The organism is Variovorax dokdonensis (assembly GCF_030316895.1).
Classification (GTDB): domain Bacteria; phylum Pseudomonadota; class Gammaproteobacteria; order Burkholderiales; family Burkholderiaceae_C; genus Variovorax; species Variovorax dokdonensis.
Map to the genome: position 1 here is coordinate 343,530 of NZ_JASZYV010000004.1, position 24,664 is coordinate 368,193.

The window sequence follows — 24,664 nt, forward strand, 5'->3', positions numbered from 1 at the left end:
CGTTGAGACTGGTTCGCTATCGATTCCAGACGAAATGCCCACTACGTCAATCTTGGGCGGTCGAAGTCGGGTTCACGCGAGTGCGTGTCTACATGCGCGCTGCTGCGGCAATCCGCATCTTGCAGCACGGCTCGCGTGAGCGCCGTTGGACAACCATTTGCTGTACTGAGTATGCCGAATCATGACCGACGCGCTGGGCTGGGCTGGATGAAATTGCAGGTGTTTCGGGTTCTGCTATTCCATGACAATTGCCACGGCCCCTGGACGCTTCTGCGCGGCTGCGATGGCGTTCAAGGGCGCAAGGCGTCGGTGCGTCGAATCTCTTCAAGACCAATAAGGCAACAGTCATGTGCAAGCTTGCGATTGCGATGTGCCTACTTGCCGCCGCTGGCACCTCCTCTGCCGCCATCCCGATGCTGAACTACACATGCCCGGGAAATCTCGATGTTCATGCAGACGAAGGCGGCCCCGTTTTCATCAACGGCAAAGAGACCAAGCTAAAGCGCTTCAATGACAACTACTACGAGGCTAGTGGTGCTGGCGTCACGCTAAGTATTAGCATCAATCCGGATGGGACGCCCACGGTGTCCTACACCGGACCAAAGCGGGCCAACGGGATTTGCCACGTCGCAAGCTCAGCCAGCACCGGGCCGGCACCAGCGACGGCGCGTAACAGCAAACCCAACGCTGAAAATGCATGTCTCGCAGCAGTTGCCAAAAGCACGAATGTCGCACGCAACAATTTGAAGGTCATCGACGTCATGACGGCTGAGGCTGGCACCGGTGTGACGGTGAGCGTGCCGGGAGCTAATGCGCCGTGGTCTTGCTTGGTCGATAGACAAGGGCGAGTTGAGCGCGCGATGTACACGGGCAAAGAAGGCGGGCGATAGCGTGACTTTACCGCTGCGATCCACCGATCTCGGCGCTCTGGAGCCACGACTCAAGCCGCATGAACGTGTCAGCTGGCTGGAGTACCCCGGAGACGACTTCCCCTTCTACAACGCGCATCCAACGCTCATTAGGGGGCTGCAGTGGTGGTTCGTGATGGGCATGGTGGTGTTGGGCTTTGCGTTTCTCACCACGCAACTGCTTGCGCCGACCGGGGCCGCGGCGCCTTACCTCGCCGCTATCCTGTTCCCGGTCGTGCCATTGGTGGGTCTGGTGATCGTGGCCCCTGCTCACTGGCATGCCATCTTCCGTCGCGTCGGCTGGCGCGACGTGATGTGGATGTTCCTGATCGCCATGCTCAACATTGCCGTGACTTTTCTCGTCGCGCTGACTCTCGGCACCGCGGGAACGATGAATGCGAATGCAGCCGTCGCCGGTCTTGTCAATATGTCAACGATTGACCGGAGCCTTTTTTTCGTGCGCACCGCGCCACAACTCTTCGGCGAGGAGGTGGTCACCATTCTCCCGTTTCTCGCAACGCTTTACCTGCTGTCTGCAAAGCTCAAACTCTCTCGACGGCAATCGATCCTGGGCGCCTGGTTGGTTTCGTCCGCATGGTTTGCTGCGATTCATCTGCCTACCTATGGCTGGAATCTTATGCAGTGTTTCGTCGTGATTGGAAGCGCCCGGTTGGTGCTCAGCCTTGCCTACATCAAGACGAAGAACATTTGGGTGTCCACTGGCGCGCACATCATCAATGACTGGACATTATTCGGGGGGCTCCTGATATTGGCGGCACTGCGTTAGCGCCCATTTGCTGTATGGGCCCGTGCTCGGCGAAAGCGATCTGAGCGCAGTTGGGTCCGAGACCATGCGGCGTAGGCGCTCCTCGTGTGCCAAGCCCTTGATTTCTCCGGATCACCTATTCCCACCGCTTTCAATGCACTCGAAGCGATTCGCAAGCCCACAGTGCAAGTCCTTGCCGCCATGGCCCTCGCGCTGCTTTGCGCCGGATGCTCATCCACACGGCCCTGGGTCAACGGACCGGGTCAACGGACTTCTGCGGAGCGATTCAGCGCCCCTTGATGTCACTGCCATTGCCCAGTAGGCACCCCATCCAGACGAAATTCGGCCCCGCGCGGTTCTCGCAGAAGGTGCAAGGGATGATCGATCGGTTGCTCACCAGCGATGTGATTCACTTGGCCAACGAAAAGTTGGGATACGGTCCGCCAAAAGTCTGAGGCCGGCTGAGCAGCGACGGGAGGCCCCGCTCGGCATGTCCGCGTACTCCCTGCGCCGGCGACCTTTAGCGTAGGCAATGGCCGCAGATCGGTCGGAAGCGGTCGACAAGACAGGTACCGCTGAAGGTCGACTCACGCTGCAGAGCCGTCCTGGTTTCAGCCGGCAAGAGCTGCAAGAAGATCAAAGTACGGTGTGTCTACACCCTGAGGCTCGCGGAACGCGATTCGCTCGTAGCTCGGACCGCAACCAGGGTCCGCGTTTGTTGAATCTCCCATGTGCAGGGCCGCCTTTAGAGCGCATTCGCCCCTGCTTGAGTCGTTGCTGCGGCAGCGGAGGAGCGGGCACGAATCAGGGATTGCGGGTCGGGCCCGAATCCGGCGCCGAGGCTGGAACGCTTCCTACCGACGCGCAAAGCGCAGCACGCCATGCTTTGTTCTCAAAGAGCGGCTACCTTGTACAGCACCGTCAGTCCCAATCCTTAAATCCAACTGACAACCGTCACCGTGACTCGCGCGTTACCGTTCCGATCTGCGCCCTTGCCGGTGACGAACGAAGTAACTTGTGCGTCGCGGCGACAAAACGGAGCCCGAACCAGCATGCCCAACCTGCGGCACAAAAGAAAGCCGGTCCTGAGCGTGTGGCTCAGCGGTTCCATTGGGGCCAGGAGAGGCCGCGTGGCGTCGCAAACTCGCCAATCAGCCTCGCGTGTGTTCGGGGCAGCCTCCTCCGAGTATCTCCGGCAACTGAACGGCTTTGGGTCGATCCCGCCCGGCGGGAAGCCACGCATGGAGTGCCACTGATGGCCACGCCAGACGCGTCTCGGCAATCCGCTTCAGTGCCCGTCGCAAGCAGCGCACAAGGCCGATCCCGCTATATCGTTGTACGCGGAGCGCGTGAGCATAACCTCAAGGATGTCTCCGTACACATCCCGCGCGAGGCCCTGGTCGTGTTTAGCGGCGTTTCAGGTTCCGGTAAATCGTCGCTCGCCTTCGGCACCTTGTACGCTGAGGCTCAACGCAGGTATTTTGAATCGGTTTCACCGTACGCGCGACGATTGATCGACCAAGTCGGGGTGCCGGACGTCGATGCAATCGAAGGCCTCCCCCCGGCAGTCGCGCTGAAACAGCAGCGCGGCTCGCCCGGCGCCCGCTCCTCTGTCGGCAGCCTGACGACCATCTCCAGCCTCCTGCGGATGCTCTACTCGCGCGCGGGCACCTACCCGCAGCGCCAGCCTATGCTATTTGCCGAGGACTTCTCGCCAAATACGCCGCAGGGCGCATGCCCGGCATGCCATGGGCTCGGGCGTGTCTACGAGGTTACGGAAGCGAGCATGGTGCCGGATGACTCGCTCACCATCCGCGAACGCGCGATCGCATCCTGGCCGCCCGCATGGCAGGGACAGAACCTGCGAGACATTCTCGTGAGCCTGGGCTACAACGTCGATACGCCATGGCGCGATCTTCCGAAAAAGGACCGGAACTGGATCCTCTTCACAGAAGATCAGCCTACCGTCCCGGTCTACGCTGGCTTCACCCCTGCGGAAACGCGCGCAGCTTTGCGCCGCAAGATGGAGCCAAGCTACCAGGGCACCTTTATGGGAGCCCGTCGTTACGTGCTCCACACCTTCGCGACTACCCAGAGCGCTGCCATGAAGCGCCGCGTGTCACGCTTCATGGCCGGCGCGGTGTGTTCGGCCTGCAAGGGGAAGCGGCTTAAGCAAGAAGCGCTGAGCGTCCGCTTTGAAGGGCGCGACATTGGGGAAGTCTCGGGTCTGCCACTGAGCGAGCTGGCTGCGATCCTGCAACCGGCGTCAGAGGGTCGGCTGGCTGATCAATCGTCAAAGGGAACGCTTAGCCGGCAAGCCACCCGCAAGGCGGCGCAACGCCGCATCGCTGCGGGCGGCGCGAGTCACAGTGCCGCGCCTGATGTTCGGCGTACGCCGAATCTCTCGGACGGAAAGCGCATTGCGGCGCAGAGGATTTCGCGCGACATCCTCGAACGCATCGCGTCGCTGGTGGATCTGGGCCTGGGTTACCTATCGCTTGATCGCAGCACTCCCACGCTGTCACCGGGCGAACTGCAGCGATTGCGCTTGGCGACCCAGATCCAGTCCAACCTGTTTGGTGTGGTCTACGTGCTCGACGAGCCTTCCGCGGGTTTGCACCCTGCCGACGGTGAGGCACTCCTGCGCGCCTTGGAGCGGCTGCGCGAATCCGGCAACTCCCTTTTCGTGGTCGAGCACGATCTGGATTTGATGCGCCGCGCCGACTGGATCGTGGATGTCGGGCCCGATGCCGGCGACTGGGGCGGAAGAGTGCTCTACAGCGGGCCGCCCGAGGGACTTCGGGGGGTAACCGGATCCCATACGGCCCGCTATCTGTTTCACTCGGCCCCTGCGCGGGCGCGAGGCCTGCGGGAGCCCATCGGCTGGCTGCGCGTGGCGCAGGTCACCAGAAATAATCTGCATCGCCTCGACGCGGACTTTCCCCTGGGCGTCTTCTCCTGCGTGACAGGCGTCTCCGGCTCCGGAAAGTCCAGCCTCGTCAGCCAGGAGTTGGTCGAACTCCTGAGCGCGCACCTCGGTCACGAGCTGCCCCCAGTTGATCAAGACACCACCGACGAGGATCATGCCTTTCAAGTGCGCAGCACGGGACACATCGTCGAGGGCGGCGATCTTATTCACCGGGTGGTCCAGGTCGACCAGAAGCCGATAGGACGCACGCCCCGATCGAACCTGGCCACCTACACGGGATTGTTCGACGCCGTGCGCCTGCTTTTTGCCAGCACGCCTGCCGCCCGCGCGCGGCACTACGATGCCGGACGGTTTTCCTTCAACGTCGCGAAAGGCCGGTGTGCGACCTGCGAAGGAGAAGGCTTCGTCAGTGTCGAGATGCTGTTCATGCCAAGCGTCTATGCGCCTTGCCCTACCTGCCACGGGCGCCGGTACAACGAGGCCACGCTCAAAGTGCGATGGAACGGGCTTGACATCGCCCAGGTACTCTCTTTGACGGTCAAGGAAGCGGTGAACGTGTTCCCCAACGAACCTGCCGTTCTTCGCCCCCTTGAACTGCTGCAGGCGATAGGCCTGGGCTACCTGCGATTAGGACAGCCTGCGACCGAATTGTCCGGCGGAGAGGCACAACGGATCAAGCTAGCTACTGAACTGCAGCGCACACCTAAGGGCCACACGTTGTATGTCCTCGATGAGCCGACCAACGGACTTCACGCCGCTGACGTAGACAAGCTCCTTGAGCAACTTCAGGGCTTGGTAAACGCCGGCAACAGCGTTCTGGTGGTCGAGCACGACCTGAGAGTGATCGCTCAAAGCGACTGGGTCATCGATATGGGACCTGGCGCGGGCGACGCCGGCGGCCAGATCATCGCCACCGGCCGTCCTGCTGCAATCGCGAAGGCGCCCGACAGCGTGACGGGGCGCTACCTTCAACCGCACATCGGGTAGCCGAGCGGCTAAGCATATTGCTGAGGACACGCGCACTTGCGGCTTCCCCCGATCAAGGCGTCAAAACCACTTTTCGGCAGTCCTCCTGCTTGGCGTTGAAGATCTCATAGCCCCGCGGCGCATCGGCCAGAGGAAGGCGGTGGCTGATGATCACCTCTGGGTTCATCCTGCCTTCGCCGATCAGCTCGAGCAGTTCGGGCATAAAGCGCTGCGCGTGAGTCTGGCCCATCTTGAAGGTCAGGCCTTTCTCGAAGGCGTCGCCGAACAGGAAGCCGTGGATGAAGCCCGCGTAGACGCCCGGCACACTCACCACCCCGCCGCGCCGGGTCGCGGCGATGCACTGGCGCAGCGCCTTGCCACTCGAACCTTCAAGCTTCAGCGCCGCGAGGGTCGTCTCGATCGCGCTGCCTTTTGCCTCGAAGCCTACCGCATCGATACAGGCGTCCACGCCGTGGTTCCGCGTGGCCTGCAGGATGGTCTCCGCAGGGTCCTCGTCCCTGTCGAAATTGATCGGAATCACCCCGTAGGTCGACGCCGCGAACGCGAGGCGATACGGATGGTGGTCGACCATGAAGATCTTCTCGGCTCCCAAGTAGCGGGCCGACAGCGCGCTCATGAGACCCACCGGTCCCGCCCCGAAGATGGCCACGCTCGATCCGGGCCCGATCTGCGCATTGACGGCCGCTTGGTAGCCGGTGGGAAGGATGTCGGACAGGAAAAGCACTTCCTCGTCGGACAGGGCATCAGGGACCCTGATAGGGCCCACATTGGCCTTGGGCACCCGCACGTACTCGGCCTGCCCGCCGGGATAGCCACCGTAGAGGTGGCTGTAGCCGAACAGGCCAGCGCCGGACGTCGCCACCTTCTTGTTCAGGATGGCGCCGCGCCCGTCGTTGGTTGTTTCGCATGCTGCGAACAGCGACTTTGTGCAATAGAAGCACTGGCCGCAGGCGATCACGAAGGGGATGACGACTCGGTCACCCTTCTTCAGCGCGGTCACACCCGAGCCAGCGTCCTCAACCACGCCCATGAACTCGTGGCCGAGGATGTCGCCGTCTCTCATGTCCGGGATCTTGCCGCGGTAGATGTGCAGATCGGAGCCGCAGATCGCGGTGGCGGTGACGCGCAGCACGATGTCGTCTGTCTGCAGCAACACCGGATCAGGCACGTTCTCCACCTTCACATTGCGGGCGCCTTGGTACGTCAGTGCTTTCATTGTTTCTCCTGCGAGCTGTTGGACTTGGACATCACAACACTTAGCTTTGGGCAGTAGTGGCAACCTCGGATCTGGGCGGGTCGTTCTCTCGGCCAAAGTGCCGGTGCAGACCCATCGCTGCGATGAAATCCGTGATGGCTTCATCGGCATCCGCGGCGTCGGCCAAAATGAGTCCCGGGTCGGGCTCTCCGTCAGCCATCATCAGCGGAATCTGGGCTTCGGCCAGCAAGGCTTGCGACGCGCCGAACGCGAGGATCGTCTTGCAGTGCCAGTACTGCACTCGCAGAAACTCCAGAGTGTGCGCATCAGCAGCCAACGCTGCGACGGCCTCCTCGCCATCGGGTAGCACCAGGGCGTCGAACAGGAATCCCGGTGAGTTTTCCATTGTGGCGTCCGCTGCGAACTTTTCGCCACCGACCGCCACGTACGTACCTAGACGTGCAGCTACCAGGCGCGGGACAGCGCCCTGCTCGACAAGCGACGAGATCACCTTGCCAAGCGAAGGCCCATCAACGCCGTGTCCAATCAGAACGGCGACCTTGCGCGTGCGGACGCCGCCGTCGCCGGGGCGCGCCATCAATGACAAAGCTGGGGACACTTCGACCTCGGGAGGCGTTGGGTTCTCCAGGGCTTTGGGCAGCGCCTGCGGTAACTCCATCCCCAGATCCTGCGCCAGGCGCTCTGCCAACGCGGGCACCGCATTGCGCAGGCTGGCGACCACGCGCTCGCGAATAGCCGGCACGGTCACCTTGGACAACTCAAAGCGGAAGGCGTTGCCGATGTGGGCCTGCTCCACCTCGCTTTGGCTTTCATAGAACAAACGCGCCTGCGTGTAGTGGTCTGCAAACTTCTCCGGCTTGATCCGTACCTTGTCGGCGCTTTGCTGCGCGTCCAGGCGCCGCGCAACGCTGGTGAATCCTTGCGCCGCGCCCGCTTGAAACGGACAGCCGCCCCCCAGCGAATTGGGCTCGTAAGCGACACGCCCACGGTGGATGGCTTGTCGATGCATGCCATCGCGCTGATTGTTGTGCACCTGCGCCACCGGCGCATTGATCGGGATCTCGTGGAAATTGGGGCCGCCAAGCCGGCTGATCTGGGTGTCCACATAGGAGTGGATGCGTCCGGCCAGCAGCGGGTCGTTGGTGAAGTCGATGCCCGGAACGACGTGAGCCGTGCAGAAGGCCACCTGCTCCGTTTCGGCAAAGAAGTTGTCGGGGTTGCGGTTGAGCACCAGTCGCCCCACGATCTGGATCGGCACCAACTCCTCCGGTACGATCTTGGTGGCGTCCAGGATGTCGAAGCTGAACTGCTCGGCCTGGTCTTCGGTGAAGATCTGCAGGCCCAGTTCCCACTCTGGATATTCGCCGGCCTCGATCGCTTCCCACAGATCGCGCCGGTGGAAATCCGGATCGGCCCCGGAAATCTTTACCGCCTCCTCCCACACCAGCGAATGCGTACCCAGCTTGGGCTGCCAATGGAATTTCACCAAGCAAGCTTCGCCAGCGTCATTGACCAATCGGTAGGTGTGTACGCCGAACCCCTGCATCATCCGGTAGCTGCGCGGAATGGCGCGATCCGACATCTGCCACATGAGCATGTGGGTCGATTCCGGCATCAACGAAACGAAATCCCAGAAGGTGTCATGCGCGCTGGCCGCCTGCGGCATCTGGTGATGCGGCTCTGGCTTGACCGCATGCACCAAGTCGGGAAACTTCATGGCATCCTGGATGAAGAAAACGGGCATGTTGTTGCCCACCAAATCCCAGTTACCTTCGTCGGTGTAGAACTTGACGGCGAAGCCGCGCACATCGCGTGCGGTGTCCTTAGAGCCACGCTCACCTGCGACGGTGGAGAAGCGGACAAATGTCGGCGTGATCTTGCCTGCCTCCTGGAAGGGTGCGGCCTTGGTGTACTGCGTGAGCGGCTCATAGCATTCGAAGAAGCCGTGGGCACCGGAGCCGCGTGCATGCACGATCCGTTCAGGAATACGTTCGTGATCGAAGTGAGTGATCTTCTCCCGAAGAATGAAATCCTCTAGCAGGACGGGGCCTCGTGCGCCTGCTTTGAGCGAGTTTTGGTTGTCCGCAATTGGAACACCCTGGTTCGTCGTCAAAACCTGATTGCTGGAGTCCACACGGACGCGGTCCAGAGGGCTGATCGTCGCGTTGACGCCCTCAGGCGCCACCGCGCCTGTCTTCGCCGATTCATTCGCTTCGGACAAGGTGCTAGCCAAGGGCACACGCGACGACCCGGAAACAACTTCTCCAGGCGGTGTGCTTTGCGCGTTGGATTCGCCGTGTTCGGCCGGTTTCAGGGCGTTGTATGGCATGGCCGAGGCCATCTGCTGCGCCTCCGCGGCCTTCAGCGTCGGTGGGTCGCCTTGCCAAGCTTTGGGTGGCGGGGGCGTGGCCGGACCGCTGTCGGTGTTTCTGGCAGCCGCACGGGCTGCATCGATCTCTGCCTGTGCGGCGGTGGGAACTTGTTTCTTTACCATGGGTGTCCTTTGCAATGGAAAACGGGAGATCAATGAAAAAACGGAGACCGGCAGCGCCTCGACTGCCAAGCTCATCAAGGGCGATCTGTTGATCTGGGTTGTTGCGTCCGACCCAACGTTTAAGGGGTGCGGGCCCTATCCGCCTCCCCTCACTTAACGGCAGGTTAGGAAGCGCGAACGGCGCGCGAACGTAGGACACGACCTATTTAGCCGCCGCACGGAAAATTTGGACCACGCTTTGATTCACGTTAATGCGCTGCGCCCAGTTCAGGCGCACCATTCCAAGCGAGGGACCAACCATGCTTACGTCGAAAGTGCTTCGCAACCGAACTACCGAGCTCTCGGACGCGGAGCGCGATACGTTGGAATGCGCGCTCTCTCAGACGCGGACCTTCGCGGCCGGTCAGCTCGTTGTTAGGCAGGGCCCGCCCGTCGATGTGAGCACCTTGCTTATCGAGGGATTGATGTCGCGGCATGTGGATGCGCCCGACGGCAGGCGTCATCTGGTTGCGGTCCACGTGCCCGGAGACTTTGTGGACCTCCACGCCTTTCCATTGAAGCGTCTGGATCACGACGTGGGCGCATTGACGCCGGTCAAGGTGGCGATCTTTACGCACGCATCGCTGGAGCGACTGCAGAAGGATGACGCCACACTCATGCGCCGCCTCTGGTTCCTGACGCTGCTGGACGCAGCAATGCATCGCCAATGGATCTACCGCCTCGCCAGCCTCAACGCCATTGAACGCGTGTCGCACTTCCTGTGTGAGATGAATGCGAGACTGCTAGCGATCGGCTCGTCAGACGGAAGCGAGTTCTCCCTGCCGATCACGCAGGCGGACATCGGGCAGGTGTGCGGACTGACCAATGTCCATGTCAATCGTGTTCTTCGAGAGCTGAGAGAGGCGGAGTTATGTCACGTCCGTGGCTCGCGGGTGAGGATCCTGAACCTGAGTGAGCTGGTGAAAAAAGCGTACTTCGATCCAGCCTACCTTTACTTGGCCCCATCAATTGCAGCGCGCGCGGCCGGGCGATCTGGAGAGACGCATGACTAGCAAAGAAGCACTCGAACCGCGCCATGACGCCGGAACCGCAACGGCCGAAGACGGGATGGTCATCCTAGACGGACCGAATGGGGTCGCGGTGACCATGACCCCCGAAGCGGCGATCAGAACGGCACAGAGTCTTAATGCTGCCGCCCGAATTGCGCAACAGCATCACCGGCAGGATCCTCCGCAAGAGTCGCAGTGCTAACTTCCGGGAATCCAAAACGAGTTTGATCATGTCGAAACGACAAGAGCTGATCAACCGTCTCCAGCAGTTGGCCGTTGCTGAAAAAGCCAGAGGCCCCAGTGGCGAGGCAAGTACGTCAAGAGAACCCGACGAAACGACCGATGTCAGAACGCCTAAGTCGGTCGAACTGCAAGTGCGCTCCTGGGCCTCGCAACTGGGACGCTCAGAGCACGACGTGCCCGAGACTGGCGCGCGGTCGAGAGTTATTGACTATGCGCGTTGACTGGAATCGGTGGCGTCCGGACGGCTGCCGACTCTCTTTGCGCAGCTTCTCCGCAAAGGAAGGGCTGGCTCGAAGAAGGAAAGAATTGGCTCACCGCAGCGCGAAGGATCAGGTGGTCTTTGTTCGTGTCGGTGCTGGCCGAGCTTAGGCGGAATCCGACCAACAGCCGTCACCGGCCATGAGGGGACTGACTTCCCCCCGGAAGACCCATCCAGGTCAAAACCAGAGGTACGGTCGCTTTCCAGCGCCCTGAGAGGGGCAAGGAGAAGCGATGAAGAGATCCAGATTCAGCGAGGAGCAGATCACCTACGCGCTGCGGCTGGCCGACAGCGGCACACCGGTGGTGGATGTGTGTCGGCAGATCGGCATCACTGAAGTCACGTTCTGTACGTGGAAGAAGAAGTACGCGGAGCTCGGCGTGTGCGAGTTGCGCAAGCTCAAGCAACTCGAGGATGAGAACGCGCGTTTGCGGCGCATCGTGGCCGACCTGACGCTGGACAACCAGATCCTGCAGGAGATCGTACGAAAAAAGCTCTGAAGGCTGCCAAGCGGCGCGAGCTGGCAGCCTGGATGCAGGGCGCTTCAAGGTACGCGTGCAGCGTTCGTGCGGCCTGGCGTTGCTGGACCGCTCGTCCTGGTACGCCAAGAGCACTGCACGCGACCAAAGTGCTCTGCGCTAGCGCATCAGGGACGTCGCCCTGAGCCGCCCCCGGTTCGGGTATCTGCGCGTGCTGGTGATGCTCAAGCGCGAGGGCTGGCAGGTGGGCAAGAACCGCGTGTACCGGCTCTGTCGCCTGGAGGGCCTGCAGCTTCGCATGAAGGTCAAGCGTCGCAAGCGGCTCGCGCTGCTGCGCGGCAAGCCGCCGATCCCGAACGGCCCGAATCAGCACTGGAGCATGGCAGTTTTGAACTGTCTAGTTTCCGGGGGGACGTCAGCGGCTCCTTCAACACAAAGAATGATGTGTCCACGGAACCGGGTTAACTCCACACGCCGTCTTCGTCGCCCTCTGAGGAGCAGACCACTGTGACTCAACGCACAAACAGAGCGACTCCCCCGCCCGATTGATTGAAACGAGGGATCAGTTGTTGGCAAGTACCGCTAATTGTCCGTTTCGCTGTGGACTAAAGCGTACTGAAGTCAGTGTCCCCCGTGTGAGAGCGACTTAGCCAGTCGTCGACCCAGTCAGCGCTCTTGGCTTCAAGAGCGCTGACGGCCTGGAGTTCATCCAGGGGACCGGCCAAAACGATGCGGCATCTTTTGATTTCGCCTTCAAGAATATCCACGTGCCCGACATACGTGTCCTGAGAAACCTTGGAAAGATAGATGCGCACATCCCATCCACGGTGCGAGAAGCTCTTTATGGGTGTGCCGAGCTCGCAATCCTCAGCGTTTGTGTTCATCATCCTGCTCCAATAGAAACAGCTTGGATGTCAACCGGTTTCGAGAGGAGGCACTGCGGGTAGACGCGTCCAGTGCGTCGGCCCGCGATGATTGTTGAACAGCGCGGCTGGCTTGTTGCCTCCCGAAAGAAACCAGCCGGTGCCACGCTCGTCGCTCAGCCACAGACCGGCAGCAATGTCGCCGTTGCGATTGATGAGCAAGACGCTGGTTCCATTCTTTGGCGCCGTCTCGATCGGTTGCCAATCCATTTCCTCCTCGCGTGGTCACGGGATACTAGCTCAATTGAGCGGGCGCATAACACTGGTCAGGCCTCTTACCCCTTGGGAAAAGGGACGGAGTCAACCTTAAGCGAGCCCAGCGCCGCAGGCTTGGGCATTCGCCCCCCACGGCAGATGCGTAGATCGCTGCCGCGCGTGCCCAGTACGATGATGCGTGGAACTGGGCTTGAGCTAGTCGCGCTGCTGCAGCAACCGGTTCGAGACCGTCCTATCCACGTCTACAAGACTAGTCGTCCGTCCGACAAGGCGACCTCAAGCCAGTGGTAACTGAATTCCCGCCTCAGCGAAAACTTCACGCACGACAGACAGCCCGTTCAGCGCCGCGGGAAATCCCGCGTAGACCGACATCTGCATCACGACTTCGACTACCTCAGCTGGCTTGCAGCCGACGTGCAACGCAGCGTGCACGTGCACACGTAGCTGGGGCTGGGCATTGCCCATTGCGCACAACGCTGCGACCGTTGCCAATTCACGCTCTCGCAACCCCAGGCTTTCTCGGGCATAGATGTCACCGAATGAGAACTCGAGCACATAGCGCGCGAAGTCTGGAAACGACTTCGCTAAGTTTTCTACCACTTCCAGACCCGCTGGGCCGTCCACGGTGGTCAGCATGCGCGAGCCTCGCTCGTAACGTCCTTCGGGCGCTGCTGCATGGCGGAAATGAGTCATGAAGTCCTCTAGGTAAGTTGATGTGGGGTCAATGTAGGTCCGACATCCCGTGCGGAAAATGACCAAGTTCGTGATACCTTTTTGATATGTCAAATCTCCTGGATTCCCGGGCGCTCGCGCTCTTCCTAGCCGTCGCAGACGCGCTGAGCTTCCGCCAGGCGGCTGAGACGCTGCACGTGTCTCAGCCCCCGTTGAGTCGAGCGATTCGCGAACTCGAGGAACGGCTGGGCACGCGGCTGTTCGACCGCAACACGAAGGGAGTTACCCTCACCGACGCCGGGCAGAAGCTCCTGCCTTACGCGCGAAGCATCGAGAAGTTGCTCCGCGAGGCCGAAGCGGGGCTCGCGACTCGGGGGTTGCCGGCGACTCTTCGGCTTGGCCTGACGAGCGCCGCGGAGCCAACTTGGTTTCGCGGACTGGAACAGCGAGTGCAAGCGGCAAACGCCAGGACGGTTGTTTCAATCTTGTCCGATTCTTCACCGCGGCTCGTACGCCAGCTTCGCGCCGGCAAGCTCGATGCCGCCTTCGTCGCGCTGCCTACGGAAGTTCATGGATTGGACGTCCAGGAACTCGACCGTCTACCGATGGTGGTCGCGATGCAGTCCTCACATCGGCTGGCGAGGCGAAAGGCGGTCAGTCTGGCAGACCTTGCGCGCGAATCGGTCTTCTGGTTCGAGCGTGCGAGACAGCCCGCGTTCTACGACTACTGCCAGAAGGTGTTCTCTCGCCATGACTTCGCTCCAGCGAAGCTGAAGGAGCCAACCGACCATCACGTCCTACTTGGCGATGTGGCCAGCGGACGCGGTGTGGCCCTGCTGCCCAAGTCTTTCACTGGGCTGAAGCGCGCGGGCGTCGTCTACAGGGCCCTGGTCGAAGGCCAAGAACTTAGTGTGGGTATCGGTCTCGCGACGCGCAGGGACCGGCAAGGAATGCGCGACGTACTAACCGCGGTGGCACGCACACGAATACGGCCGTAGTCGGCCAGGAGCGTCCTTGTCTTGGCAGCTCGCCACCACCAGAATCAACACAGCAGAGAATCGGAAATGCGCTTCTTCCGCGTAGTCCTCGCAATCGCAGCAGTGGCCGGGCTCGCGTCCGGCCCGTGGGCTCTCGATGCTGCGGCGGCCAGCAATTCCCCGCGGTCCGCAGGCACGACGTACAACGCCGGCTTTCCGCCCTGTTCGATTGCTTGACTTTGTTCACTTTTAATACCTCCCCTCTCGCCAATGTCCAGCACGAGGACCACGACCGCTTCTGGCTGGTGCCCGCTTCGCCCCACCTATGGCAGTGGTATTTCGATCTCGGCCAACTGCCACTGAACTAGCTTGCGTCGCCGCAGGACGAATGCTCCTGGAGAACCGTCTACTGGCCGAAGCCGAGCCGTCGAAAAGTCGGCGTACTCGACCTTGTATCGGGGGGATTGTTTCCAAGGGGGCGTCACTGGCTGCGTCTGAGCCTTTGACGGTTGGCTACTCGTGTCCATTGACGAAGCGGCAAGCGGCGGCGGAGGTATGAAGGGCGGCGCGGGCGCCTTAACTCTTCCCTCTTGAATCATCGCCATAACGCCAGTCGGCGTGAGCAACGCATCGACCATCGAGTCGGCTGCGCTATCCACGTCTTTGCCAAGAGCGGCGAACGGATTGCTCTGCGCGGCCGAAGATCCGACGGCCTGGTTGTGCACGAGAAGGATCTGCGCCTTCAGACTTTCCCGAAACGCAGGGAAGTCAACGTAGGACGACACCGCCTGCGCATCCCCGTGCTCGATGGCCGCTCGCATTCGGTAGACGGTCCAGTAAGGACCGAAGTACAGGGCCGCAGCGGCAAGCGCCAGCATGATGACAACGGCCAGCGCAGCGAAGCCTTTCAAATCGGATTCGCCCGGCTGTCTTGAGGAGACGTGGCCGGAGATGGCGTCTCGACGAGTTTCCGAGAACGGATCCCGCACGGTGCTCAATCGAGCATCGCGACGAAAGTTCTTCATCCCAGGCCTCCTTCCTCTCAGACCGCGCGCCGCAACGGCAGCGCCGGAACGCTCTTGTTGAAGGCACCTTCAGCAGCGCCCCTTCTTTGCCTGACCAGGGGGACAGTGCCCATTTCCATGTCCACCTCTTGGCTTCCAATCACCTTCGACCCAGCGGTAGCCGCCGTCCGCACGCACCCAGCGGCCTTGCGTGTAGTCGTAATCGGGGCGCGCGGGCTCCCAGCGGCCCGGCCGCCAGACGTAGTCGTTGTTGCCCCAGTACCAGTGACCATGAATCCAGACCTGGCCGGAACGCGGCCCGGGAATGGCTTCGTATCGCGGGGCAGGGGGCGCGACCGCGATCACGCCCGGCACATTGATGTTCACTGAAACCTGTGCTTGCGACACCAAGGGAGGGAGTGTCATGACGACGGCGACGGCCCAAGAAGCAATTCTCATGTTGGCTTTCCGGATTTAAATAGCTGGTGGTTCCGCTCAAGGAACGTTGAAGGTCAATGCCGGCACTACGGCGTTCGCGTTGATCGCGGCGTTCTGTGTGCTGCTACCCGAGACCGCTTGCACGGTGTAGAGGCCCGCCACAGCTGGATCGGCCACGAAATTCGGTGGCGCCGTGTTGGTTGTGAAGGGTGCGCGCACGGGCGCGCCGATCGGCAGTCCCATGGAAAAGTTGCCGGTCTGACCATCCACCGAGGCCGAGCCGACTTCGATGATCGACCCCCCGGAAAGGTACTGGATCGCGCGTACCGAGGCGGTCACTGGATTGACCACGCCAACGACCTGACGAACGAGCGTCGAAGGCGGGTCGATGCGCATCGATTCGCTGCCTATCGTGGTGACGCCCGCATTGGTCACCGGGACGCCGGCCAGAACCGCCGTGACACGCCCCGGCGCGGTCACAACCAGGTCGTAGGTGCCGGCAGGCACCGGGAAAAGCGCGAATCGTCCCTGGTCGTCTACCACTGCAGCCTTCACCGGCAGACCCTCAAATTGCAATGACACAGTCGCGTTCGTGCCCACCATTGCCAAGTCCACCCAACCCTGCACACGCTGGCCGCCTGCATTGACGACGGGCAACACCGTGATGACCGGCTTGAGGTTGTAGCGTCCCGAGTTGCCGCGCTTCACGACCGACTTGCAGGCATCGAAGTCAAGCACCACGTCCACCAACTTATCAGCCGGCACGTCAACATTCATGTTGAGCTTGAGGCCGCTTTGCTGCCCGCTAGGAGTGTCCAACGGCGTTTCTGCACCCCCAGTCGGCTTGACCGAGTTAGCCAGGGGATCGGCAACAGTGTTTTCTGCGAGCACGAGGCGCATCTGCTGGTACTGGCCTGCTGGCAATGCGGCTTCGCCAAGCAGGAAGAGCACTCCATTGGTCAAAGTCAATAGATCCACGCGTTGCGGCCGCGCGAGCGGAATGTCGACCCATCCAGTGCCGCGATCGTCCACTGCATCCGCACTCAAGTGCACGCGAACTTCCTTGACAGTCACGTTCACTGAGTCGTAGCCGCAGGCAGGCGCATCGGTCATTGAAACGCGCATGGTGCCCTTGCTCGCACTCGCGCCGGTACCTCCGATGCCGCCCCCCCCTCCGGGTCCTCCAGCTCCGCCACCCCCGCAGGCGCTGAGGAAAAGCAAGGCGCAAGCAGCGCCGGCAGCAAGCAGCTTATGAAGCTTCATCTCGGTTCCCCTTGGTTTGGAGGAGTCGTCGGCTCCTCAAAGTAATAGATGCCCACACCAACACGCATGCGAGGACCGGCATCCATGGCCGCACCCTGCACGGCGGTCGTCTCGGCAATGTGACGGGCGTTCAGCCACCGGTCGAGACGCTCGAGCAGCGCCTGAGCGTGAGTAGCGCTGTACCGCCGAAAAGGCTGCAGGTCGGACTGCGCAACCGACTCGTACATGACCTTGCGCTGAAAGCGAGGATCGCTTGGTCCATGCTCGATGTTGTGGTCGATCGTCGCAATGAGTTGTTGGACGTCGACACCGAGAATCTCGAGCTTGTCGGAAGGGCTCGTGATCGGCACATAGGCCCGCGTCGACAACTGCAAATGCTGATCCTCATGCAGGTGCACGGCGCCGACCCGGTTCAACTCGTCCAGGACGGCGCGAGCGGGCATGTCTCCGCTGTGCCGGCGCACCAGCTCAGCAAAACCTTGCGCGCCTTCGAAGGGGAGTGCGCGAGGCGCGCCGGTCGGGTCCAGAAAGTCGGCATCGCGAACCCAACCGGTAATAACACGTGCTGCGCGGTTGTAGCGCTCAGCGCCTTCTGCTCCATCGGCGGCATTGCCGTCCGCTGGGATCGAGAGCAAGCGTCGAACCTCCTTTCGCGTCAGCCCGGAGAGAATCGACGCCCGCGAAATCGTCGGCTTCTTGCCCTCGATGGCGAAGTCTTTCATTGCGACTTCCACATACGCGCGACGAGCCAGTTCGTCGAACGCGGTGTACGACATCGAATGGCGCACGAGCACCCGAAATAGGGCACGCATGACCTTGAGGACGGCCGCGTCCAATGCGCGGGCCGACTTTAAAAGCTGCTCCATTTGGGAAATTTATCCCAAAATCTGCAGCCCGGATACTGTTAAATGCGAGCGTGACCGGGATGGCATTTGAACTGGGGTTCCGCTCGCACCCAGGCGCTCGGCAACGGCGGCCTGAATTTCCTCGCCGTCATCCGTGCCAGCCTGGGCGTCGCACCAACTTCCCGTATTGAGCACGGCGTCGCGAGAAGCGCTCGCCTCGTCGCCCCTCCCGCCCCTCGCCCTTCGATTCAGCGCCCGACGAATAAGTCGGTTCGCATGGGCGTTGGGCAGGGGAAGTAACCGTTCTCAAGCGTAGGGAGTCGGGGCGACTACCGTCTGGCGATCACCAGCCAGTTGGTAATCAGGGGTGGTGCCACTTCGCGCCAGCCTGGTTCACTGGCGTGCGAGCTTGTTTCGCTGATCGGGCGTCAAGACTTCGTAGGCCTGCTTGTAGGTGGCGAGATTGAGTTCGAACATTGCCTTGCGCGTGCCCTCCATCTCTGCAAACACTTTGCGAGCATTCGCATCGTCCGACGGATTTGCACTGAAAGCATCGTGCATGCGTCTCTGCCTGTCCGCGTATCGTACCCATCAGCCTCCAGCGCGCCTTGTCGGCCTCTCGCTCAAGATTGCTCATCTTGTCTTGCCGAGACTTGTCGGGGTTGAAGTCCAGCCTGCGCCGTGAGCAAAATGATCCGAGCAGACAACAGCCCTGCCAAGGCAGCCCAAGTACGCCTCAGCAGCAACCGGGTCAGGCCAAAAGCCCTTAGAACCGGGCAAGCTCTGAAGTCGCCTTCGCACCGCATCCAAGCAGGCGCGTGCTGCAGGAGAGTACCGCCGCTCGGAAAGCCGTACGGCCGCTTAGGGCACTGACCTGCCCTTTCAGTCGACGGCCCTGAACTTCGGCTCACGCTGCTACACCGACAAGAAGTCCTTCAGCCCTGCGATCATCCTCATTTGGGCTTCCAGGGCTCCAGCATCCTAGGCGCGTTTCGGAGCGCATCAGCGAGGGTTCCGCTGCCGCCGAGGAAGTACTCCGCAAGTGGGCTGTCGCAAGGATTGGCCCTCAGTCCGGGGCTTCGGAATTGCCAGCATTCCTCGTAGATGGAGCAGACGCATACGCCAAACGCTAAGTCGTTGGCAGCGTTGCGTAGAAATTGTGCAGAAGATTCGGTAAGTTCACTGTTCTTCTGAAACATCAGTGGCACGACTTCGCCAGGCGCCATGTAAAAGTCGCTCATGAAAGACTTGAACCGCACCGATGTACTTGATGGGGCCGAAGGCCGAACTCGCTTGAGCTCAGCAAGCACCTTTACCCACTGGTCATCATTGTAAATCTCTGCGACGAGATTGTTCCGAACGAACACCTGCACGTTCAAAACTCGCGCAGGACCAAGACCCGTGTTCCTCAGTATGAATCCTGTTCGAGCGTCGTCGCTGCCGTCGACGAACGAAAGGGATAGCGCAGGCAATGTCGAAAGGCGGCGGAATTCCTTGTCGCGCTCGGAGACCACAAAGGCAATCAGAGCAACTGCGACGGAGACTACTAGCGCCAGCGCCGCAATCTGATCACTTCGATCGAACGTCGAGAGAAACCTTCGCATTTGCTATCTCTTCCAATAGAAGCGATCAGGTAAGAAGGGAGGATGACTTCTGGTTCATAGCATCCCCTACGACCTGTATGCAGCGATCCAACTACGCCGCCGAATAGCCCAAGATACTGATAGTCAGGCCGCCGCTGTTCAAAGACAGGATCTTGTTGGCTCGGACGGGTCGATGCCAAGATCAGAAGGTTAGAGAAAAAGGATGTGCACGGCAATGTGCACCATAGCGCCTCCTACTCGCCGGCGATGCTCGAGCGGGTCGATCCCGAAATGACGGTGTCAAGCACGAGACCTTCGGGCCTGTGTCGCCGGTGATCCGCTTCCGCGACATCGACACGTCCAGCTGCGCGAAATCGGTCCGCTTTGAAGCCAGTCCTTCTCGTTCGCCACGCTCTTTCACCTTGAAAGGCTCATGGCGCTCATTCCCGCAGCGTCGCAGGCGCGCACCAGGTCGGCCACCGAGCGAACACTCATCTTTTCCATCACACGGCCCCGGTGCTGCTTGACGGTCTGCTCCGAAATACCAAGGTCCGCGGCAATCTGCTTATTGAGGCGCCCCTTGACCACATGGGCCACGATCTCGCGTTCACGCGAAGACAGGAGCGCCAGCCGCTGTCTTGCCTCCGCCAGCACCCGCGTCTGCGCCTGTACGGCGGCGAAGTTGTTATAGGCCCGCTGCACCGCAGCAAGCAGCACCGCGTCGTCCACCGGCTTCTCGAGGAAGTCCACCGCGCCGCGCTTCATCGCATCAATGCCGACGGCCACGTCGCCGTGTCCCGTGACGAAAAGGACAGACGCCGCGATGCCGCTTTCGGCCAGCCGCTGCTGCAGCTGCGGTCCCGAGATGCCAGGCATTTGCATGTCAAGCAGAAGGCACGCTACATCACCCTCGGGCGGCGCGGCCAGGAAGTCTTCGGCCGATGCAAAGCTTGCCGTAGCCCAGCCGGCCTCATCGAGCAGCCGAACGAAGCTCTTGCGCACGCCGTCATCGTCGTCCACTACACACACGAGCGGTGCAACCGAAGCGGACGGCGCTGCCTGCTCCACCGTTTCGATGCGGGCGGGCATGGTGTCGCGCAGCGCGGCAGCGGTCTGCAGCGCCGCCAAATCGTGCAGGTCTGGGGGCGCCAGCGGCAGTTCGACATAGAACGTGGTGCCGTGGCCGAGCGAGGATTCGCCCCAGATCCTGCCGCGATGCGATTCCACGATGGAGCGGCAGATCGCCAGGCCCAGGCCCAGCCCTTCCCGACGTGTGGTCCAGAACGGCTCGAAGATCGTCGCTAGATCCCTGGCGGCGATGCCCTGGCCGGTGTCGCTCACCCTCAACATCACCTTGCCGGGCGCACCATGCGACACCTCAATTAGGATCCTGCGGTCCAGCGGTTGGCAGTCCTGCATGGCGGTCGCCGCGTTGAACATCAGGTTGAGCAACACCTGCTCCAACTGCGTCCGCTCGCCCGCCACCCGGCAGGACGGGTCGAAGCGCGTCTCCACCCGGATGCCCTGCCCCAGCATTTCGGTGCTCAGCAGGCGCAGCACATCTTCCAATGCACCGGCCAGTTGGAAGCGCTCGCAACGGGTGTCGTCGCGCTTCATCAGCGAACGCATGGCGCGGATGGTCTGCGCAGCGCGCTTTTCGTCGCGCTCCACCGCTTCCAGAACCTCGCGCATGACCTTCGGTGTGGCATGGCCCCGGTCGATGTAGCGCAGCCCGGCCTGGGCATTGCTCAATATGGCTGTGAGCGGCTGATTCATTTGGTGTGCGATGGCGGCGCTGAGCGTGCTCAGCCGCTGCAGCCGGTCGGCATGCCAGATGCGCTGGCGCAACTGGCGCACCTCCTCGCCCGAACGCTCCAGCGCCAGCAGGCCGGCCAGGAACTGGCCCACCATCTTCAGTCGCGCCGCCACCTCGATCGGCCAAGCGCGGCTTTCCCTGAAAGCCGCGAAAGACAGCACCGCCGTCACCCGGCCGCCGATGTGCAGCGGAATCGACAGGTGCGACATCAACCCCATTGAAATCACGTGGGCCATCTCTTCAGCTGCTTCGAGCGGCAGGTCTTGCGGCAGCTTGGCCATCTGGACCACCTGCCCCGCCCGCAACTGAGAGAGAAACCAGGGCAGGCGCTGATCGAAGCGGCCGCGCGGCAGCGCCGCAACGTCACCGGCGCCGACTGAGCACAGCACGTTCAGGTAGTCGCCCGCGATGAACTCCGAGAAGGTGCAGCGGTCATAGCCCAGGTACTGGACGAGCTGCTGCAGGGTCGCCTCGACGCCGGCGAGGAAATCGCCATCGACGATCTCGCCCATGCGCTCGGAAATGCTGGTCAGGACGCGCTCGAATTCGGCGCGATCCTGCAAGAGATCAGTGACCTCACCTACTGCCCGGTGCTGTGCGCTGGCGGCAGTGGAAACTCTGACCATCCTCGCCCCTCCTCACTTTGGGATCGTGAGTGGTACGAATGGTCCTCACTTATCGTTGAATGTGTCAACCCCTCCGGGAGGGATTTCACCCGGGCCCCACGGCGGCGCCGCCGCTCCCCTCGCCGTGCATGAGCCACTCGATGCTGTCGAGCAACGCCGCGCCATCCACCGGCTTATGAAGTCGCGCGGCGCCGACAAGTCGATCAGCCGCGCCAGGGCCTCGCGCACCGCGACATCCTCATCCACGAGGAAGACGATGCGAAGGCTGCCTGGATTGGGCATGTCCAGTCCTGCTATAGAAAGCGCTCGGCCATGGCGAACAGGTCTTCCCCGCGCGGCAATTCGCTGCGCGAACATTGGGCGATCGCAATGGCGACGCTGCGGCGGTCGCCCATACTCAGGTCGGTCAGCACGAAGTCGTTCACCGGCCCCGAATACTCGCCTTCCACGCGCACGCCCGTCCGCGTGAGGTGCTGCGGCGTCTGCCCCAGGTTCACATGCTCCGACGGCCTGGAGAACACCGCTTCGATCTGCTGAACATAGGCATTGAGCGTGACAACACCCCCCTTGACCTCGATGTATTCATGCACCGTGTCCTGCAGTGACTGTCTTGTGGCGACGTTGGCCGGCAGGTCGGCAAGGACGATGCGGATCTGTTGCATGCGCGCCCTCCGAGGACTAAGCAGGACCTCTGTGGGGCGAACGGATGGATCGCCGCCCATAGGGGAGGCAACGCTATTCCTACTCAGCGCACCGCGCAAACCCTACTTTGGTGGGACAGCACTCCATCGGCACCATCTCGAACGTCCACGCATGTCCCATCAGTCGAAATCATGGAGCGCGAATATCTTCATTGGGCAATATGGTACAGATGGCAACTCACATAGCGGGGACGCCCGAATCTCCACAGTAACTTAGGCCCTGCACCTGCATTGCGCGTAATCCATCCGACCAAAGTAGGATTTGCGCCGCCAAAGGCCAGCCCTATGTTCCGCGTGTCGATCAAACACGAAGATGCCAAGGAGACATACCCATGGATTGGCTCGTTCAGACCTTGCGGCAATACCCTGAGCTGGGTCTCTTCGCAGCATTGGCCTTCGGCTTCTGGCTGGGCCCGAAGAAGTTCTTCGGATTCAATCTGGGTGCAGTCACCGCGACCTTGATCGCGGGCGTGGCGATCGGGCAGTTGGGACTGTCGATCCCCGGCCCCATCAAGTCGACGTTCTTCCTGCTGTTCCTCTTTGCGGTCGGCTACGGCGTCGGCCCGCAGTTCTTCGCCGGGCTTGGCAAGGATGGCCCCAAGCAGATTGCGTTCACGTTGATCGTGATGGTGGCCTGCCTGGTCGTTCCCGTCGTTTGCGCACTCATCGCCGGGCTGGATGTGGGCTATGCGGTGGGGCTGTATGCGGGGTCTCAAACCATCTCCGCGTCGATCGGCGTCGCCACCGATCAGATCAACAAGTCAGGTCTCGATGCCAATGCGGCCAAGACCATGCTGGCTTCGATTCCGGTCGGCTATGCGGTGACGTACATCTTCGGCACCGTGGGCTCGGCGATCATCCTGTCCAAGCTCGCGCCCAAGCTTCTTGGCATCGACCTCGTCAAGGCCTGCAAGGACTACGAGACCCGACTCGGCGGCGGCAAGAAGACGCTGCAAACCGGCATTCTTTCTGCCTATCACCGCTTCGGTGTGCGCGGCTATCGGATCACCGAACACAGCGGCCTTGCGGGCAAGCGGTGCCAGGACACCTACCCGGGCGTTCGCGTGTTCTTCGAACGCATCAAGCGCGACGGCCAGATCATCGTGGCGCAGCCCGATACCGTGCTTCAGGTCGGCGATCTCGTCGCCATCTCGGGCGCCCGCAAGCTGCTGGTGGAAAACGTCGAGAGCATTCTCGAAGAGATCGAGGACCCGGAACTGCTGGACGTGTCCGCCACCGTGGTGGACGTCTTTGTCACCAGCAAGGCCATCAACGGCAAGACCATCGCCGAGCTGGCGCAGTTGCCGGAGGCGCGTGGCGTCTACCTGGCGAAGATCACGCGGCAGCTGGTCGATATTCCCCTGCTCCCCGGCACCGAGATCCTGCGCGGGGACGTGATCCGGATCGGCGGCAGCGTCGACCACGTCAATGCGGTCGTCAAGGTGCTCGGCTACGCCGATCGTCCCACCGATGTGAGCGACATCTCGTTCATCGCCGCGGGCATCCTGGTCGGTGGCTTGCTCGGCGTGCTCAGCGTCACCGTGGGCGGCGTCCCGATCAGCCTTTCGACGTCGGGCGGCGCCTTGCTGGCGGGCCTGTTTCTGGGCTACTACCGAACCATCAAGCCCAAGTTCGGCCAGATCCCGGCGCCGGCGCTGTGGGTGCTCAACAACCTCGGGCTGAACGTCTTCATCGCCATCGTGGGCATCAATGCGGGGCCGGACTTCATCGGCGGCCTTCAGAAGCTGGGACTCAGCCTCTTCCTGTGGGGCGTCGTCGCCACGTCGGTGCCGCTTCTGATCGCCATGTACGTCGGGCGCTACATCTTCAAGTTCGACCCCGCCATCCTGCTCGGATGCTGCGCCGGCGCGCGCACGACCACCGCGGCCCTGGGCATGGTCCAAGACGCGGCCAAGAGCAACATTCCCGCGCTGGGCTACGGCATGCCCTATGCGGTCGGCAACACGTTCCTCACCATCTGGGGCCTGGTCATCGTCATCGTGATGATGAAGTTCGGCGGCGCCGGTGGCTGAAGCAATTTCAAAGGAGCAACCATGGACATCATGACGCTGCGCAACTACGAGGCGCTCGGACCTTTCGAGATCAAGAACTTCCTGGCCGAAGCCGCCAGCAAGTCGGCCAAGGCCGCCGCCAAGTCTTACCTCAATGCGGGGCGCGGCAACCCCAACTGGGTCGCCACCGAGCCGCGCGAAGCCTTCTTCACGCTCGGCCACTTCGCGGTTCAGGAGAGCAAGCGGGTCATGGACGTG

Annotated in this window: 22 protein-coding genes and 2 pseudogenes; 11 read left to right on the forward strand and 13 right to left on the reverse strand. The window is 61.8% G+C overall.

All coding sequences use genetic code 11. The annotated features are described in order from the left end of the window. Positions 1 to 347 precede the first annotated feature (347 nt). From QTH91_RS20150 to QTH91_RS20160, 3 genes are all read left to right on the forward strand, one after another. On the forward strand, positions 348 to 890 hold the full coding sequence (locus tag QTH91_RS20150; RefSeq protein WP_286661924.1) for a hypothetical protein: 543 nt from the start codon (positions 348 to 350) through the stop codon (positions 888 to 890). A 1-nt stretch (position 891) separates the two neighbouring features. Further along, positions 892 to 1,695 (forward strand): CPBP family intramembrane glutamic endopeptidase, encoded by an 804-nt coding sequence (locus QTH91_RS20155; RefSeq protein WP_286661925.1) that lies wholly within the window; start codon positions 892 to 894, stop codon positions 1,693 to 1,695. A 1,234-nt stretch (positions 1,696 to 2,929) separates the two neighbouring features. After that, positions 2,930 to 5,590: an excinuclease ABC subunit UvrA gene (locus QTH91_RS20160; RefSeq protein ID WP_286661926.1), complete on the forward strand. Its 2,661-nt coding sequence runs from the start codon at positions 2,930 to 2,932 to the stop codon at positions 5,588 to 5,590. Positions 5,591 to 5,642: 52 nt separating this feature from the next. Here the strand turns inward: QTH91_RS20160 and QTH91_RS20165 are convergent, their stop codons facing one another. Together QTH91_RS20165 and QTH91_RS20170 are read right to left on the reverse strand one after the other, a co-directional pair. Continuing rightward, the gene (locus QTH91_RS20165; RefSeq protein WP_286661927.1) at positions 5,643 to 6,806 is read right to left on the reverse strand and encodes a zinc-dependent alcohol dehydrogenase; all 1,164 of its coding nucleotides are present in this window, start codon (positions 6,804 to 6,806) and stop codon (positions 5,643 to 5,645) included. A 40-nt stretch (positions 6,807 to 6,846) separates the two neighbouring features. Continuing rightward, complete coding sequence (locus QTH91_RS20170; protein WP_286661962.1) at positions 6,847 to 9,300, reverse strand: catalase; 2,454 nt, start codon at positions 9,298 to 9,300, stop codon at positions 6,847 to 6,849. A gap of 299 nt (positions 9,301 to 9,599) precedes the next feature. On the opposite strand from QTH91_RS20170, the gene QTH91_RS20175 reads away from it, so the two are divergent. The 4 genes from QTH91_RS20175 (at position 9,600) to QTH91_RS23105 (ending at position 11,841) form a co-directional block, all read left to right on the forward strand. Continuing rightward, positions 9,600 to 10,352, forward strand: a complete 753-nt coding sequence (locus tag QTH91_RS20175) for a Crp/Fnr family transcriptional regulator (RefSeq protein ID WP_286661928.1) — start codon at positions 9,600 to 9,602, stop codon at positions 10,350 to 10,352. 134 nt (positions 10,353 to 10,486) lie between these two features. Continuing rightward, positions 10,487 to 10,813, forward strand: coding sequence for a hypothetical protein (locus tag QTH91_RS20180; RefSeq protein WP_286661929.1), 327 nt, complete (start codon positions 10,487 to 10,489; stop codon positions 10,811 to 10,813). Positions 10,814 to 11,084: 271 nt separating this feature from the next. Next, entirely contained in the window at positions 11,085 to 11,351 is a 267-nt protein-coding gene (locus tag QTH91_RS20185) for a transposase (RefSeq protein WP_286661930.1), read from the forward strand. Positions 11,352 to 11,511: 160 nt separating this feature from the next. Next, positions 11,512 to 11,841 carry an IS3 family transposase gene (locus QTH91_RS23105; protein ID WP_368389475.1) on the forward strand — a complete coding sequence of 110 codons (330 nt, stop codon included), beginning with the start codon at positions 11,512 to 11,514 and terminating at the stop codon, positions 11,839 to 11,841. Between the two features lie 94 nt (positions 11,842 to 11,935). On the opposite strand, the gene QTH91_RS20190 is transcribed toward QTH91_RS23105, so the two are convergent. The 3 genes from QTH91_RS20190 to QTH91_RS20200 all read right to left on the reverse strand — a co-directional run bounded on the left by QTH91_RS20190 (position 11,936) and on the right by QTH91_RS20200 (position 13,162). Then, on the reverse strand, positions 11,936 to 12,214 hold the full coding sequence (locus QTH91_RS20190; RefSeq protein ID WP_286661931.1) for a hypothetical protein: 279 nt from the start codon (positions 12,212 to 12,214) through the stop codon (positions 11,936 to 11,938). Positions 12,215 to 12,244: 30 nt separating this feature from the next. Beyond that, a complete protein-coding gene (locus tag QTH91_RS20195) occupies positions 12,245 to 12,415 on the reverse strand; it encodes a hypothetical protein (RefSeq protein ID WP_286661932.1) in 171 nt (56 codons plus the stop codon). Positions 12,416 to 12,745: 330 nt separating this feature from the next. Continuing rightward, a complete protein-coding gene (locus tag QTH91_RS20200) occupies positions 12,746 to 13,162 on the reverse strand; it encodes a carboxymuconolactone decarboxylase family protein (protein ID WP_286661933.1) in 417 nt (138 codons plus the stop codon). An 86-nt stretch (positions 13,163 to 13,248) separates the two neighbouring features. Here QTH91_RS20200 and QTH91_RS20205 point away from each other — a divergent pair, with 86 nt between their 5' ends. Then, positions 13,249 to 14,139 carry a LysR family transcriptional regulator gene (locus tag QTH91_RS20205; protein WP_286661934.1) on the forward strand — a complete coding sequence of 297 codons (891 nt, stop codon included), beginning with the start codon at positions 13,249 to 13,251 and terminating at the stop codon, positions 14,137 to 14,139. Between the two features lie 302 nt (positions 14,140 to 14,441). On the opposite strand, the gene QTH91_RS20210 is transcribed toward QTH91_RS20205, so the two are convergent. The 6 genes from QTH91_RS20210 to QTH91_RS20235 form a co-directional block, all read right to left on the reverse strand. Then, on the reverse strand, positions 14,442 to 15,143 hold the full coding sequence (locus QTH91_RS20210) for a DUF2939 domain-containing protein (RefSeq protein ID WP_286661935.1): 702 nt from the start codon (positions 15,141 to 15,143) through the stop codon (positions 14,442 to 14,444). Positions 15,144 to 15,212: 69 nt separating this feature from the next. Beyond that, positions 15,213 to 15,581: a YXWGXW repeat-containing protein gene (locus tag QTH91_RS20215; RefSeq protein WP_286661936.1), complete on the reverse strand. Its 369-nt coding sequence runs from the start codon at positions 15,579 to 15,581 to the stop codon at positions 15,213 to 15,215. A 36-nt stretch (positions 15,582 to 15,617) separates the two neighbouring features. Continuing rightward, entirely contained in the window at positions 15,618 to 16,823 is a 1,206-nt protein-coding gene (locus tag QTH91_RS20220; protein WP_286661937.1) for a DUF4382 domain-containing protein, read from the reverse strand. Continuing rightward, the gene (locus QTH91_RS20225; RefSeq protein ID WP_286661938.1) at positions 16,820 to 17,689 is read right to left on the reverse strand and encodes a DUF6502 family protein; all 870 of its coding nucleotides are present in this window, start codon (positions 17,687 to 17,689) and stop codon (positions 16,820 to 16,822) included. Before QTH91_RS20225 ends, QTH91_RS20220 begins: the two co-directional genes overlap by 4 nt. 372 nt (positions 17,690 to 18,061) lie before the next feature. Beyond that, positions 18,062 to 18,229 carry a hypothetical protein gene (locus QTH91_RS20230; RefSeq protein WP_286661939.1) on the reverse strand — a complete coding sequence of 56 codons (168 nt, stop codon included), beginning with the start codon at positions 18,227 to 18,229 and terminating at the stop codon, positions 18,062 to 18,064. A gap of 392 nt (positions 18,230 to 18,621) precedes the next feature. Continuing rightward, positions 18,622 to 19,272 (reverse strand): hypothetical protein, encoded by a 651-nt coding sequence (locus tag QTH91_RS20235; RefSeq protein ID WP_286661940.1) that lies wholly within the window; start codon positions 19,270 to 19,272, stop codon positions 18,622 to 18,624. A gap of 210 nt (positions 19,273 to 19,482) precedes the next feature. Here QTH91_RS20235 and QTH91_RS20240 point away from each other — a divergent pair. Continuing rightward, positions 19,483 to 19,607, forward strand: a pseudogene (locus QTH91_RS20240) (aldehyde dehydrogenase family protein); the annotation flags it as partial. Between the two features lie 61 nt (positions 19,608 to 19,668). On the opposite strand, the gene QTH91_RS20245 reads toward QTH91_RS20240, so the two are convergent. Together QTH91_RS20245 and QTH91_RS20250 are read right to left on the reverse strand one after the other, a co-directional pair. Next, positions 19,669 to 21,693, reverse strand: coding sequence for an ATP-binding protein (locus tag QTH91_RS20245; protein WP_286661941.1), 2,025 nt, complete (start codon positions 21,691 to 21,693; stop codon positions 19,669 to 19,671). A gap of 293 nt (positions 21,694 to 21,986) precedes the next feature. Continuing rightward, positions 21,987 to 22,355, reverse strand: coding sequence for a hypothetical protein (locus QTH91_RS20250; protein ID WP_286661942.1), 369 nt, complete (start codon positions 22,353 to 22,355; stop codon positions 21,987 to 21,989). Between the two features lie 371 nt (positions 22,356 to 22,726). Here QTH91_RS20250 and aspT point away from each other — a divergent pair, with 371 nt between their 5' ends. After that, positions 22,727 to 24,427, forward strand: coding sequence for an aspartate-alanine antiporter (aspT, locus tag QTH91_RS20255; protein WP_286661943.1), 1,701 nt, complete (start codon positions 22,727 to 22,729; stop codon positions 24,425 to 24,427). A gap of 21 nt (positions 24,428 to 24,448) precedes the next feature. After that, positions 24,449 to 24,664, forward strand: a pseudogene (locus QTH91_RS20260) (aspartate 4-decarboxylase); the annotation flags it as partial.